The organism is Microbacterium festucae, from assembly GCF_025421715.1.
GTDB lineage: Bacteria > Actinomycetota > Actinomycetes > Actinomycetales > Microbacteriaceae > Microbacterium > Microbacterium festucae.
Window position 1 is genome coordinate 928,263 of record NZ_JAOEFC010000001.1, and the last position, 12,832, is coordinate 941,094.

Consider the following 12,832-nt stretch of genomic DNA (forward strand, 5'->3'; position numbering starts at 1 on the left):
CGGGTCAGACCGCGGCGATGTCGATCGAGCTGATGACGACCGGCTCGATCGGACGGTCGCCGGCACCGGTGGGCACCGCGCCGATGGCGTCGACGACCGCGCGCGAGGCGTCGTCGGCGACCTCGCCGAAGATCGTGTGCTTGCCGGTGAGCCACGGGGTGGGGTCGGTCGTGATGAAGAACTGCGAGCCGTTGGTGCCCTCGGCCTTGCCGGTGATGGCGTTGCGGCGCAGACCTGCGTTGGCCATGGCCAGCAGGTAGGGGCGACCGAAGTCGAGCTCGGGGTGGATCTCGTCGTTGAAGTTGTAGCCGGGGCCGCCCACACCCTGACCGAGCGGGTCGCCGCCCTGGATCATGAAGTTGGGGATGATGCGGTGGAAGATGACGTCGCTGTAGAGCGCGCCCTCGCCGGGCTTGCCGGTGGCCGGGTCGGTCCAGGCCTGCGAACCGTCGGCCAGGCCGGTGAAGTTCTGCACGGTGCGGGGCGCGTGGTCCCCGAAGAGGTTGACGACGATGTCGCCGTGGTTGGTGTGGATCGTCGCGACTGCGGTGTGGATGGCCATGTCCGCCATTCTCCCATCTGTCAACCCCTGGCACGGGTCGCCTGGTCTGGCAAGATGGGACCAAAGCCGAATGAGGGAGGGCCCTGTGAGCCTCAGCCGCAAGCGCAAGAAGGAACTCCGCAAGCTCCAGAAGGATGCGAACACCCTGTGGGAGTCGCAGCAGGTTCTGCTGGGCCAGGCTGGTGACGTCGCCCGTGAGGCCGGCCGCCAGCTGAGTCACTACAACCGCGAGCAGGTCGTCCCTGCCGTGCACGAGAAGTACGACACGTACGCCGCGCCGTACGTGAACCAGGGCGTGGCCGCATCCAAGCGGATCTACAACCGTCAGCTGGTTCCCGCCGCGGGCGCGCTCGTCGGTTCGGCGCTGTCGGTGTGGGATGCCGCCAACGAGACGCGGGGCCGCATCGCCTCGGGTCGCGGTGTCGCCCCGGTCGACGTGGCGAAGCTGCAGAAGAAGGCCAAGAAGTACGGCGCCGCGGCGTCGAAGAAGCTGTCGGTCGTCGAGAACCCGAAGTCGGGGATCGGCGCCGGTGGCGTGATCGCGCTGATCCTCGGGATCGCCGCGGCCGCCGGCGTGCTCTACGCCGCGTGGCAGACGCTGCGTGCCGACGACGAGCTGTGGGTTGCCGACGACCCGCTGCGGGCCCCCGACGCCTGAGCGGATCGCCTGACCCCATGATCGAGACCGACGGCGTCGAACCCGTCGGTCTCGATCGTGTGCGCGCTGCGGCATCCGCCCGCCATCTGCCCATCGAGCTGCGCGAGCGGCCGGCGGCGAACAGCCTCGTCGAGGCGGCCGCCCTGCTGGGCATCGAGCCGGCGGGCATCGTGAAGACCCTCGTCGTCAAGCGCTCCGACGACACCTATCTGTTCGCCCTCGTGCCCGGCGACCGGTCGATCTCGTGGCCGAAGCTGCGCGCCGTCGTGGGCGTCAACAAGCTGCAGCTGCCCGACCCGGAACGCGCCCGCGCGGCGACGGGGTACGAGCGGGGCACCATCGTGCCGATCGGCAGCACCACCGACTGGCCGATCTTCGCCGACGAGCGCATCCGCGGTGCGCGCATCGCGATGGGTGCCGGTGCGCACGGGTACAGCCTGTTCGTCGACGCGGACGCGCTGATCGCCGCCTACGGTGCCACCGTGGCCGACATCAGCGAGGCCGCTCGCACCTAGGCGGTGCCGTCTGCGGCGGGCAGCAGTCCCGCCATGCGCAGGCCGATGTCGACGAGCTTCACGTGGTGGAGACCGGGCACCGACGCCAGGTCGAACCACTCGGCGCGGTCGGTCGTGCCGCCCACCTCGTGCCGCAGGCGTCCGCCGGTGATGTGGGCGCGGTAGATGATGCGCAGCGCGTGCAGGGGTTCGACCGCGTCGAGGATGCGCTGCCCGGCGGGGATCACCCGCGAATGGATGCCGAGCAGTGCGTCGATCACCACGCGGTAGCCCGTCTCTTCGCGCACCTCCCGGCGCGCGGCGAGCTCGGGGTCTTCGCCGGCTTCCAGTCCGCCGCCCGGCAGCGTCCACGCCGCGCGATGACCTTCGTTCCAGTGCGCGAGCAGCACGCGACCGTGGTCGTCGGTGACGACGGCGTAGGCCGCGACGCGCAGGTCCATAGGTGTCACCCTAACGCCGGCATCGGGCGCGGTGGACCACGCGCGGAACCGGGGCCGAGCCGAGGAGGAAGGAGTGGAGCCTGGGAGAATCGAACTCCCGACATCCTGCTTGCAAAGCAGGCGCTCTACCAACTGAGCTAAGGCCCCGCACGGTATGCGGTTGTCGGACGGGATGGTGGGGCTACCAGGACTTGAACCTGGGACCTCTTCATTATCAGTGAAGCGCTCTAACCGCCTGAGCTATAGCCCCGTTTGTCGGCTGCCGGCTTGCGCCGTCAACCTCCAAGACTTTACCCGAATCGCGGGGAAATCCGAAATCCGGGCCGCGGTCTCAGTTCGAGGTGAAACCGACGAGCAGGCCGCCGGTCACCTTGACCATGAGGTTGTAGATACCGGCCACCACGGCGCCGAGCACCGTGAGGACGATGAGGTTCAGGATCGCGACGATCGCCGCGAAAGCCATCACCTGCGGCAGGCCGACGACGTCGGTGAGCACGAAGCTCCCGTCGGTGAACGAGCCGAGCAGCGAGTCGAGCTGGGTGAGCAGGCCGGTGGTCTGCAGCACCATGAACACGAGGAAGACGGCGACCACGGTCACGATGGCCAGGGCCACCGCGGCGAGGAACGACAGCTTCACGGCCGACCAGAAGTCGACGTAGACGAGGCGGAGCCGCACCTGCTTGGCGCTGGTCTTGCTCGACGACTTCCTCGCCAGCTTGTCGGCAACGGTGCTCATGCGTCAGTACTCTCTTCCGGGGTCGGGGCGTGCCCGTCGGCGGGCTCGGATTCCGCGGCCCCTTCGGGCTCGCCGGCATCCACGGCTTCGGTCAGGCCTCGCTCGCCGTTGCGGGCGATCGCGATGATCCGGTCATCGTCATCGGGTCGGGCGAACACGACTCCCATGGTGTCGCGGCCCTTGGCGGGGACCTCGGCCACGGCAGAGCGTACCACCTTGCCACTGGCAAGAACCACCAAGACCTCGTCGTCCGCCGAGACGATCAGACCGCCCGCGAGATCGCCGCGATCCTCGTTCAGCTTGGCCACCTTGACGCCCAGTCCGGCGCGTCCCTGCAGGCGGTACTGGCCGACCTCGGTGCGCTTGGCGTAGCCGCCTTCGGTGACGACGAACACGAAACCGTCGTCCTTGGCGACCGAGGCCGACAGCAGACTGTCGCCCTCGCGGAAGGTCATTCCCTTCACGCCCTCGGTGGAACGGCCCATCGGGCGCAGCGACTCGTCGTCGGCGGTGAAGCGCAGCGACATGCCCCGACGCGAGATGAGCAGCACCTCGTCGGTCTCGTCGACCAGCAGCGCGCTGACGAGGATGTCGCCGTCTTCGTCGACCTCGCCGTCTTCGGACTGCGAGCCGCGCAGGCGGATCGCGATGATGCCGCCCTGACGGTTGGTGTCGTACTCGGCCAGCGCCGTCTTCTTCACCTTGCCGTCGCGGGTGGCCAGCACCAGGTAGGTCGCCACCTGGTAGTCGCGGATGTCGAGGATCTGCGCGATCTCCTCGCCCGGCTGCAGGGCGAGGAGGTTCGCGACGTGCTGACCCTTCGCGTCGCGCCCGGCCTCGGGCAGCTCATAGCCCTTGGCCCGGTAGACGCGGCCCTTCGTGGTGAAGAACAGCAGCCAGTGGTGGGTCGTGGTGACGAAGAAGTGCTCGACCACGTCGTCGGCGCGCAGCTGCGCGCCCTTCACGCCCTTGCCGCCGCGGTGCTGCGAGCGGTAGTTGTCGCTGCGCGTGCGCTTGATGTAGCCGGCGCGCGTGACGGTGACGACCACCTCTTCCTCGGGGATGAGGTCTTCCATCGACATGTCACCGTCGAACCCGTGCAGGATGTGCGTGCGCCGCTCGTCGCCGTACTTGTCGACGATGCCGGTGAGCTCTTCGCGGATGATCGCGCGCTGGCGGCTGGGGTCGGCGAGGATCGCGTTGAAGTCGGCGATCTGGGCCTCGAGCTCGGTGGCCTCGTCGATGATCTTCTGACGCTCGAGCGCCGCGAGGCGGCGCAGCTGCATCGCGAGGATGGCATCGGCCTGGATGTCGTCGATCGTCAGCAGCTCGATGAGGCCCTGGCGGGCGTCGTCGACGGTGGCCGAGCGGCGGATCAGCGCGATGACCTCGTCGAGCGCGTCGAGCGCCTTGAGGTAGCCGCGCAGGATGTGCATGCGCTCTTCGGCCTTGCGCAGACGGAACCGCGTGCGGCGGACGATGACCTCGACCTGGTGGGTGATCCAGTAGCTGATGAAGCCGTCGAGGGCCAGGGTGCGCGGCACCCCGTCGACGATGGCCAGCATGTTGGCGCCGAAGTTCTCCTGCAGCTGCGTGTGCTTGTACAGGTTGTTGAGCACGACCTTGGCCACCGCGTCGCGCTTGAGCACGATCACCAGACGCTGACCGGTGCGGTCGCTCGACTCGTCTCGGATGTCGGCGATGCCGGTGATGCGGCCGTCGCGTGCCAGGTCGCGGATCTTCAGCGCGACGTTGTCGGGGTTCACCTGGTAGGGCAGCTCGGTGATCACCAGGCACGTGCGGCCCTGGATCTCTTCGACGCCGACGACCGCGCGCATCGTGATCGAGCCGCGGCCGGTGCGCTGGGCCTCGCGGATGCCCTTCGTGCCGAGGATCTGCGCACCGGTGGGGAAGTCGGGGCCGTGGATGCGGGACATGAGCGCTTCGAGCAGCTCGTCACGCGTGGCATCCGGGTTCTCGAGCGCCCACAGGGCGCCCTCGGCCACCTCGCGCAGGTTGTGCGGCGGGATGTTGGTGGCCATGCCGACCGCGATGCCGACCGACCCGTTGACCAGCAGGTTCGGGAACCGCGCCGGCAGCACCGTGGGCTCCTGCGTCTTGCCGTCGTAGTTGTCCTCGAAGTCGACGGTCTCCTCGTCGATGTCGCGGACCATCTCCATGGCCAGCTGGGCCATCTTGGTCTCGGTGTATCGCGGGGCGGCAGCGCCCTGGTTGCCGGGCGAGCCGAAGTTGCCCTGGCCGTCGGCCAGCGGGTAGCGCAGCGACCACGGCTGCACCAGGCGCACGAGGGCGTCGTAGATGGCCGAGTCACCGTGCGGGTGGTACTGACCCATCACCTCGCCGACGACGCGCGCACACTTGTTGAACGACTTGTCGGGGCGGTAGCCGCCGTCGTACATGCCGTAGATCACGCGGCGGTGCACGGGCTTGAGGCCGTCGCGCACGTCGGGCAGCGCGCGACCGACGATCACGCTCATCGCGTAGTCGAGGTAGCTGCGCTGCATCTCGACCTGCAGGTCGACCTGGTCGATGTTGCCGTGGTTGTGGCCGGCGTTCAGATCCGGACGTTCTTCGTCAGTCATGTTCTCTCAGCGATCAGATGTCCAGGAAGCGCACGTCTTTGGCGTTGCGCTGGATGAAGCTGCGGCGCGACTCGACGTCTTCGCCCATCAGCACGGAGAAGATCTCGTCGGCGGCGGCCGCGTCGTCGATGGTCACCTGCCGCAGGGTGCGGGTGTTGTGGTCCATCGTGGTCTCCCACAGCTCCTTCGGGTTCATCTCACCGAGACCCTTGTAGCGCTGGATGCCGGAATCCTTCGGCATCCGCTTGCCGTTCGCGAGGCCGTCGGCCAGCAGCGCGTCGCGCTCCTTGTCGCTGAAGACGTACTCGTGCTCGGAGTTCGACCACTTCAGGCGGTACAGCGGCGGCATGGCCAGGTAGACGTAGCCGGCCTCGATGAGCCCGCGCATGTAGCGGAACAGCAGCGTCAGCAGCAGCGTGGTGATGTGCTGGCCGTCGACGTCGGCATCGGCCATGAGCACGATCTTGTGGTACCGCGCCTTGTCGACGTTAAAGTCCTCGCCGATGCCGCAGCCGAAGGCCGAGATGATCGCCTGGATCTCGTTGTTGCCGAGGGCGCGGTCCAGGCGCGCCTTCTCGACGTTGAGCACCTTGCCGCGCAGCGACAGGATCGCCTGGGTCTCGGGGTCGCGGCCGCGCACGGCCGAACCGCCGGCCGAGTCGCCCTCCACGAGGAAGATCTCGCTGATCGAGGGATCCTTGCTGGTGCAGTCCTTGAGCTTGTCGGGCATGGATGCCGACTCGAAGACGCTCTTGCGCCGTGCGGTCTCGCGCGCCTTGCGCGCCGCCATGCGGGCGGTCGCCGCGTCGATGGCCTTCATGATCACGCGCTTGGCCTGGGCCGGGTTGCGGTCGAGCCAGTCGGTGAGCTTCTCGCCGACGATGCGCTGCACGAACGCCTTCGCCTCGGTGTTGCCGAGCTTGGTCTTGGTCTGACCCTCGAACTGCGGCTCGGAGAGCTTCACCGAGATCACCGCGGTGAGACCCTCGCGGATGTCGTCGCCGGTGAGGTTGTCGTCCTTCTCCTTGAGAAGGTTCTTCTCCCGCGCGTACTTGTTGATGAGAGTCGTCAGCGCCGCACGGAAGCCCTCTTCGTGGGTGCCGCCCTCGTGCGTGTTGATCGTGTTGGCGAAGGTGAAGACGTTCTCGGTGTAGCTCGTCGTCCACTGCATCGCCAGCTCGAGCGAGATGTGGCGCACGGTGTCTTCGGACTCGAGCTCGATGATGTCTTCGTTGACGACCTCGGCCTTGCGGATCTTGTTGAGGTATTCGACGTAGTCGACCAGGCCGCGCTCGTAGAGGAAGTCGTCGTGCGGCTGCTTCTCCTCGGCGGAGCCGTCGGGTCCGTCGACGACGTAGGTCGAGGCGGGGCGCAGGTCGCTGAGGGTGATGCGCAGACCCTTGTTGAGGAACGCGGTCTGCTGAAAGCGGGTGCGCAGCGTGTCGTAGTCGAAGTCGACGGTCTCGAAGATGTCGGCGTCGGGCCAGAACGTGATGATCGTGCCGGTGCGCTCGCTCTCCTCGCCCTTCACGAGCGGGCCCTCGGGCTTGCCGCCGCCCGAGAAGCTCTGGCGCCAGATGTGACCCTGACGGCCGATCTCGACCTCGAAGCGGGTGGAGAGGGCGTTGACCACCGACGAGCCGACGCCGTGCAGGCCACCGGAGACGGCGTAGCCGCCGCCGCCGAACTTGCCGCCGGCGTGCAGCACGGTGAGCACCACCTCGACGGTGGACTTCGTCGGGTCGGAGGCGTGCGGGTCGACCGGGATGCCGCGGCCGTTGTCGACGACGCGCAGGCCGCCGTCGGCGAGGATCGTGACCGCGATGGTGTCGCAGTACCCGGCCAGAGCCTCATCGACGGAGTTGTCGACGATCTCGTAGACCAGGTGGTGGAGGCCCCGCTCACCGGTGGAGCCGATGTACATGCCGGGGCGCTTGCGCACCGCCTCGAGGCCCTCGAGCACCTGGATGGCGTCGGCCCCGTAGTCGTTCGTGATCTTCTCGGTCGGCTGGATCCGGTCGTCGGGCGATCCCGTGCTCTCGTCGGAAGCGGGTGCTTCGGGAACGCTGTCGGGGGAATCAGGCGTCATGGGTTCTCGAGCGCTCCACATCGGTGTTCAAGGATGTGTACAGTCTACCCTTTTCCACCCGCCGCACGCCGCTCTACGCCCCTGTGGCGCGCGAATCTTCGCGCGGATGCCCCGGGACGTGGTTCAGCCGTAGGTATCGCGAGGGCCCCGCCCTGGAACGGCTCTCGGGCCCCATTTCCAGGAGGGGACGTCCGGTCCGATGAACCGGATGTTCTGCACCCCCGCGTCGGGGAACCGACGCGAGAGCTCGGTGACGATGGCGGTGCGCATGAGTTGCAGGTTCTTGGCCCACGCCGTCGAGTCGCACTGCACGGTCAGCAATCCGCCCGACAGCGCCACCGGCGTCGCGTGACGCGCGGTCTCTTCACCGGCGGCATCGGCCCACTGCAGCACGAGGTCTTCCTGGGCGAGCTGGGAGTCCCACCCCGAGGTGCGGGTGAGGTCGGCGATCACGTCGCCGAGGCCCTTGGGGTCACGACCCGCGGTGAACGGCTGGTTCTCATCGTCGTCGTTGCCGCGGCGACGCCGGCGACGCTTGGTGGCCTTCGAGGGCTCGAGCCCGCGCAGGCGCAGATAGGTGGAGAGGGTCTCGGGCACGTCCGCGTCTTCAGACACCGGCATCCTCCCGGATCGTGCCGGCCTCGACACGCACGGTGCGGGCGCGCAGCGCCGGCGGCACGTCTTCCTCCACCGCCGCGGTGACGATGACCTGCTCGAAATCGGCGACGACGCCGGCCAGGCGTGAACGCCGGTCGGTGTCGAGCTCGGCGAACACGTCGTCGAGGATCAGCACCGGGTCGCCCAGCATCGACTGCTCGCGCAGCAGCCGGGCAGAGGCCAGGCGCAGCGCGAGGGCCACCGACCACGATTCGCCGTGCGACGCGTATCCCTTCACCGGGAGGCCCCGCACCCGCAGCAGCAGGTCGTCGCGGTGGGGACCGACGAGGGTGACGGCGCGATCGAGCTCGGCGTCGCGTTTGGCGGCCAGCGCCGTGCGGAAACGGGCCTCGATCTGCTCCTGCGTCTGCACCGCGTCGCCGGCGGAGGCCGCCGCGGGGGCGGGCGCGGCGTCCCGCGCGTCGTCATCGTCGTCGGCCGCCGCGCCGTCGAGGGAGAGCAGCCACTCCAGCTGCGGGCTGTGATCGGCGCCGGCGATGGCGGTGTAGGCGTCGGCCAGCGGCTGCGACAGGTCGGCGGCCAGCGCGAGCCGCCCGCGGATCACCTGCGTACCCAGCTGCACGAGCTTGTCGTCCCAGACGTCGAGGGTCGACAGCTCGTCACCGCGGATGCCGCGGGCACGAGCCGACTTCAGCAGAGTGGTGCGCTGTCGCAGCACGCGCTCGTAGTCGGCGAGCACGCCCGCCATGCGCGGCGCGCGCTGGATGAGCAGCTGATCGGCGAAACGGCGGCGGGCCGACGGGTCGCCGCGGACGATCTGTAGGTCTTCGGGGGCGAAGAGCACGACCTGCGCGTAGCGCGGCAGCTCGCTGGTCTTCACGGGCGACCCGTTGACGCGGGCCTTGTTCGATCCGGTGCGGTTCAGCTGTGCTTCCAGTTGCACGCGTCGCTCGCCGAAGGCGAGTCGGGCCCGCACGATGGCGGCATCCTGCCCATCGCGCACCATCGGGGCGTCTTGCGACACGCGGTGCGAGCCGAGCGTCGCGAAGTAGGCGATCGCTTCGGCGAGGTTGGTCTTGCCCTGGCCGTTGCGGCCGACGAACACGTTGGCGCCCGCGACCAGCGAGACGTCGACGGCCGCATAGTTGCGGAAGTCGACGAGGCTCAACTGCTCCACGATCACCGATTCAGCCTAGGCCGAGCGGGCGACACGCGTGGGCGTCGACGGTGCCGCCGTGACGGCCCCGCCTCAACGCAGCAGCAGGTTCGGCTGCAGCAGGTACTTGAAGCTCTCGGGCGTGCCCGAGGTCTGCGGCGTGATGAGCACGGGGCTCAGCTTGTTGGCGTTCTCGCTCGAGGTGAACGTGATGCGCGTGAACTCGCTCTTCACCGCGCCCAGCGACTCGAGCAGGTACTGGGGGTTCAGGCCCAGCGTGACCTCTTCGCCGTTGAGCGTCGCATCCACCGACTCGGTGGCGCGCGCCTGCTCGGTGCCGGAGGCGTCCATCGACACGCCTTCGTCGCTGAAGGTGAACCGCAGCGGCGCCGAGCGGTCGAGCACGAGCGCCACACGACGCACGGCCTCGATGAGATCGGCGGTGTTGACGACCGCGTAGTGATCGGTCTGCTCGGGGAACAGTCGGCGCACGGGCGGGAAGTTGCCCTTGATCAGCAGCGAGGTGACGGTCTTGTTGCCCGCGGTGAACGCGATGATCTCGCGATCGCCCGATCCCGAGAACGCGATCTTGATGTCACCGGAGTGCGCGAACGTCTTGCCGACCTCGGTGAGGGTGCGGGCAGGCACCAGAGCCGTGGTCGACTCGGTGTCGCCGGCGACGACGCCGCCGTCCCACGGGATGTCGCGCAGGGCGACGCGGTAGCGGTCGGTGGCCACGAGGCTCAGCTCGGTGCCGGCGACCTCGAGCTGCACGCCGGTGAGCACGGGGGTCACATCGTCGCGCGAGGCGGCGAAGGCCACCTGCGCGATCGCCGTGGCGAAGTCTTCGGCGGGAACGAGCCCCGCGTCGCCGCTCACCTCGGGGATGGCGGGGTATTCCTGCACCGGCATCGACGCGAGCGTGAAGCGCGCCGACCCGCAGCTGAGCACGATGCCGTCGTCGTCCTGGACGATCTGGATCGGCGCATTGGGCAGGCGGCTGGCGATCTCGGAGAGCAACCGGCCGTGCACGAGGATCGTGCCGGGCTCGTCGACCGTGGCCTCGATCGTGGTGCGGGCGGATGCTTCGTAGTCGAACGCAGCGAGCGACAGGCCGTCTTCGCTGGCTTCGATGAGCACACCGGCCAGGATCGGCTGGGGGTTGCGCTGCGGAAGAAGCTTCACGACAAACGACACGGCCTCGCTGAAAACGTCGCGATTGACGTGGAACTTCACTGGCGCTCCCTTGTCGGTGGTGAGGGCTCTCCCATGCTAGTGCCCTCGCCGTCGTGGTTTGTCAGCCTCTTGCGCCGGGGCGCCCTCACCGAGCAGGTGATCGAACGGGGATTTCTCTAGATGGATCTTTGTCATGGTGTTAACGGCTGTGGAAACTGTGGACAACTCGGCCGATCCCGCTCCACGAGCGGAAACCACACGCGTGTAACTTGTGGGCGAGCTGCGGATGGACGTCGACCCCCGGCGAATGACAGCGGTGTCATTCACGGATGTCATCCACAGGCTCTCCACGATCCCTCACAGACTCGACGGCCGGATGCCAAGTTATCCACAGGCTGTCCACACTGTGTAGAACGCGAATATTGGGGTCGCCGAGGCATCCGTGTCAAGAACGGAACGGGGAATGCACCGGTGCGTGACGCAGGGAGTCAGCGACCGACGCGGCCGAGCTGCGTGGTGATCTCGCTCACCTGGTTGTAGATCGAGCGCCGCTCCTTCATGAGCTCGCTGATCTTCTTGTACGCGTACATCACCGTGGTGTGGTCGCGGTTGCCGAACAGCTGGCCGATCTTCGGCAGTGACAGGCTCGTGCGCTCACGGCACAGGTACATCGCGATCTGGCGGGCGGTGGCGACGGCCTGCGAGCGGCTCGACCCGTAGAGGTCGTCGACCGACAGGCGGAAGTACTGCGCGGTGGCGGTGATGATGTCGGTCGGGGAGATGACGTTGGCATCATCGGTGTCGACGATGTCGCGCAGCACGGTCTGGGCCAGCGAGATGTCGAGCGTGGAACGGTTGAGGCTCGCGAAGGCCGAGACGCGGATGAGCGCGCCCTCCAGCTCGCGGATGTTGCTGGAGACCTTCGTGGCGATGTACTCGAGCACGTCGTCGGGAACGAGGAGGCGCTCCGACTGGGCCTTCTTGCGCAGGATCGCGATGCGCGTCTCGAGGTCGGGGGCCTGCACGTCGGTGATCAGGCCCCACTCGAAGCGGCTGCGCATGCGGTCTTCGAAGCCGGTGAGGTGCCGGGGCGGCACGTCGCTGGTGATGACGACCTGCTTGTCGTGATCGTGGAGCGTGTTGAACGTGTGGAAGAAGGCCTCCTGCGTCTCGGCCTTCCCCTGCAAGAACTGGATGTCGTCGATGAGGAGGATGTCGACGTCGCGGTAGCGCGCCTGGAACGCGGAGCCGCGGTTGTTGGCGATCGAGTTGATGAAGTCGTTGGTGAATTCCTCGCTCGACACATAGCGCACCTTGATGCCGGTGTAGAGGCTGATGGCGTAGTCGCCGATCGCGTGCAGCAGGTGGGTCTTGCCCAGGCCCGAGTCGCCGTAGATGAACAGCGGGTTATAGGCCTTGGCGGGGGCTTCGGCCACGGCCACGGCCGCGGCGTGTGCGAAGCGGTTGGACTGGCCGATGACGAAGTTGTCGAACGTGTACTTCGGGTTGAGCCTGGTGTCGCTGCGGGATGACACCGACGGCGGCTCGGGGAAGTCCTCGGTGGGGCGCGGGATCGTCGGCAGCACGGTCGGCAGCGGCGCGGCGGGCTCGCGCGGGGCCGCCGGCGACGCGTCGACGAGCTCGGGGTTGACCACGACGCGGAAGGTCGTGGCGGCCGGCTCGGCGTCGACGTGCGCGAGGGCTTCGAGGATCGGCGCGCGCAGGCGCTTGTTGAACTGCGCGGCGGTGAGGTCGTTGGGGACGTCGAGATAGAGGGTGCCGCCCATGACTCCCTGTGCCACGGCGAGGTTGAGGAACCCCTGCAGCTGCGGGGTGACGCGGTCGTCGCCGTCGAGCGAGTCCAGCACCGCGGTCCAGACGGGCACGTCCGGGATCTCGTGCTCTGTCATGTCATCCCCGTGTCTCGTTCTGCTGTGATCCGACTGCGGGGCCGCGACCTGGTCGCTGCACTCCCGTCGCGGCTGTGCTCCCCGTCTGTGCGGGACACCCGCGGGTGGGCGGATGCGATGATGGCATTCATCCACAGCTGTGGATAACTGCCTCCGACACGGTAATCACGAGGGGGTTCAGGCGCCAAATCCACTGTAGTTGCGGGCCGCGTGTCGCTGCGAGGCCGATCGTGGACCCGTGGATAAGGTGTGAACCGGCTGCGCCCGGTTTGGGTTCTCAGGCGTCCCGACGTATCCTTAGTCGGTTGACTTATGCCCACACGGGCAGTCCCTGTACCTGTGTCCCCGGCCTAGAGCGTTCCGGTGACC

At 68.0% G+C, this 12,832-nt stretch carries 11 protein-coding genes and 2 tRNA genes; 2 read left to right on the plus strand and 11 right to left on the minus strand.

The annotated features are described in order from the left end of the window. Nucleotides 1-4 precede the first annotated feature (4 nt). Nucleotides 5-562: a peptidylprolyl isomerase gene (locus tag N3K63_RS04045; protein ID WP_261578709.1), complete on the minus strand. Its 558-nt coding sequence runs from the start codon at nt 560-562 to the stop codon at nt 5-7. Nucleotides 563-647: 85 nt separating this feature from the next. Here N3K63_RS04045 and N3K63_RS04050 point away from each other — a divergent pair, with 85 nt between their 5' ends. Both N3K63_RS04050 and N3K63_RS04055 read left to right on the plus strand, forming a co-directional pair. Then, nucleotides 648-1,220 (plus strand): DNA helicase, encoded by a 573-nt coding sequence (locus N3K63_RS04050; RefSeq protein ID WP_261578710.1) that lies wholly within the window; start codon nt 648-650, stop codon nt 1,218-1,220. Between the two features lie 17 nt (nt 1,221-1,237). After that, a complete protein-coding gene (locus N3K63_RS04055; RefSeq protein WP_261578711.1) occupies nt 1,238-1,735 on the plus strand; it encodes an aminoacyl-tRNA deacylase in 498 nt (165 codons plus the stop codon). Here the strand turns inward: N3K63_RS04055 and N3K63_RS04060 are convergent. The 10 genes from N3K63_RS04060 to dnaA all read right to left on the minus strand — a co-directional run bounded on the left by N3K63_RS04060 (nt 1,732) and on the right by dnaA (nt 12,463). Then, the gene (locus tag N3K63_RS04060) at nt 1,732-2,175 is read right to left on the minus strand and encodes an NUDIX hydrolase (RefSeq protein ID WP_261578712.1); all 444 of its coding nucleotides are present in this window, start codon (nt 2,173-2,175) and stop codon (nt 1,732-1,734) included. The two genes, N3K63_RS04055 and N3K63_RS04060, sit on opposite strands and share 4 nt — an antisense overlap. Nucleotides 2,176-2,249: 74 nt before the next feature. Continuing rightward, nucleotides 2,250-2,322: transfer RNA gene (locus tag N3K63_RS04065), tRNA-Ala, on the minus strand. Nucleotides 2,323-2,348: 26 nt separating this feature from the next. After that, a tRNA-Ile gene (locus N3K63_RS04070) sits at nt 2,349-2,425 on the minus strand. Between the two features lie 81 nt (nt 2,426-2,506). Then, nucleotides 2,507-2,911 carry a DUF3566 domain-containing protein gene (locus N3K63_RS04075; protein ID WP_261578713.1) on the minus strand — a complete coding sequence of 135 codons (405 nt, stop codon included), beginning with the start codon at nt 2,909-2,911 and terminating at the stop codon, nt 2,507-2,509. Then, nucleotides 2,908-5,514: a DNA gyrase subunit A gene (gene gyrA / locus N3K63_RS04080; RefSeq protein ID WP_261578714.1), complete on the minus strand. Its 2,607-nt coding sequence runs from the start codon at nt 5,512-5,514 to the stop codon at nt 2,908-2,910. Before gyrA ends, N3K63_RS04075 begins: the two co-directional genes overlap by 4 nt. Nucleotides 5,515-5,527: 13 nt before the next feature. Continuing rightward, nucleotides 5,528-7,603, minus strand: coding sequence for a DNA topoisomerase (ATP-hydrolyzing) subunit B (gyrB, locus tag N3K63_RS04085; protein WP_261578715.1), 2,076 nt, complete (start codon nt 7,601-7,603; stop codon nt 5,528-5,530). A gap of 123 nt (nt 7,604-7,726) precedes the next feature. Further along, nucleotides 7,727-8,224, minus strand: a complete 498-nt coding sequence (locus tag N3K63_RS04090) for a DUF721 domain-containing protein (protein ID WP_261578716.1) — start codon at nt 8,222-8,224, stop codon at nt 7,727-7,729. After that, nucleotides 8,211-9,404, minus strand: a complete 1,194-nt coding sequence (gene recF, locus N3K63_RS04095) for a DNA replication/repair protein RecF (protein WP_261578717.1) — start codon at nt 9,402-9,404, stop codon at nt 8,211-8,213. Before recF ends, N3K63_RS04090 begins: the two co-directional genes overlap by 14 nt. 66 nt (nt 9,405-9,470) lie before the next feature. Beyond that, nucleotides 9,471-10,613 (minus strand): DNA polymerase III subunit beta, encoded by a 1,143-nt coding sequence (dnaN, locus tag N3K63_RS04100; RefSeq protein WP_261578718.1) that lies wholly within the window; start codon nt 10,611-10,613, stop codon nt 9,471-9,473. Nucleotides 10,614-11,041: 428 nt separating this feature from the next. Next, nucleotides 11,042-12,463 (minus strand): chromosomal replication initiator protein DnaA, encoded by a 1,422-nt coding sequence (gene dnaA, locus N3K63_RS04105; protein ID WP_261578719.1) that lies wholly within the window; start codon nt 12,461-12,463, stop codon nt 11,042-11,044. Between the last annotated feature and the right edge of the window lie 369 nt (nt 12,464-12,832).

Excerpts from the sequence above, each read along its gene's own strand:
- N3K63_RS04045 (WP_261578709.1), bottom strand. The coding sequence starts at position 562 with ATGGCCATCCACACCGCAGTCGCGACGATCCACACCAACCACGGCGAC.
- N3K63_RS04055 (WP_261578711.1), top strand. The coding sequence starts at position 1,238 with ATGATCGAGACCGACGGCGTCGAACCCGTCGGTCTCGATCGTGTGCGC.
- N3K63_RS04075 (WP_261578713.1), bottom strand. The coding sequence starts at position 2,911 with ATGAGCACCGTTGCCGACAAGCTGGCGAGGAAGTCGTCGAGCAAGACC.
- gyrB (WP_261578715.1), bottom strand. The coding sequence starts at position 7,603 with ATGACGCCTGATTCCCCCGACAGCGTTCCCGAAGCACCCGCTTCCGAC.
- N3K63_RS04090 (WP_261578716.1), bottom strand. The coding sequence starts at position 8,224 with ATGCCGGTGTCTGAAGACGCGGACGTGCCCGAGACCCTCTCCACCTAT.
- N3K63_RS04060 (WP_261578712.1), bottom strand. The coding sequence starts at position 2,175 with ATGGACCTGCGCGTCGCGGCCTACGCCGTCGTCACCGACGACCACGGT.
- dnaA (WP_261578719.1), bottom strand. The coding sequence starts at position 12,463 with ATGACAGAGCACGAGATCCCGGACGTGCCCGTCTGGACCGCGGTGCTG.
- gyrA (WP_261578714.1), bottom strand. The coding sequence starts at position 5,514 with ATGACTGACGAAGAACGTCCGGATCTGAACGCCGGCCACAACCACGGC.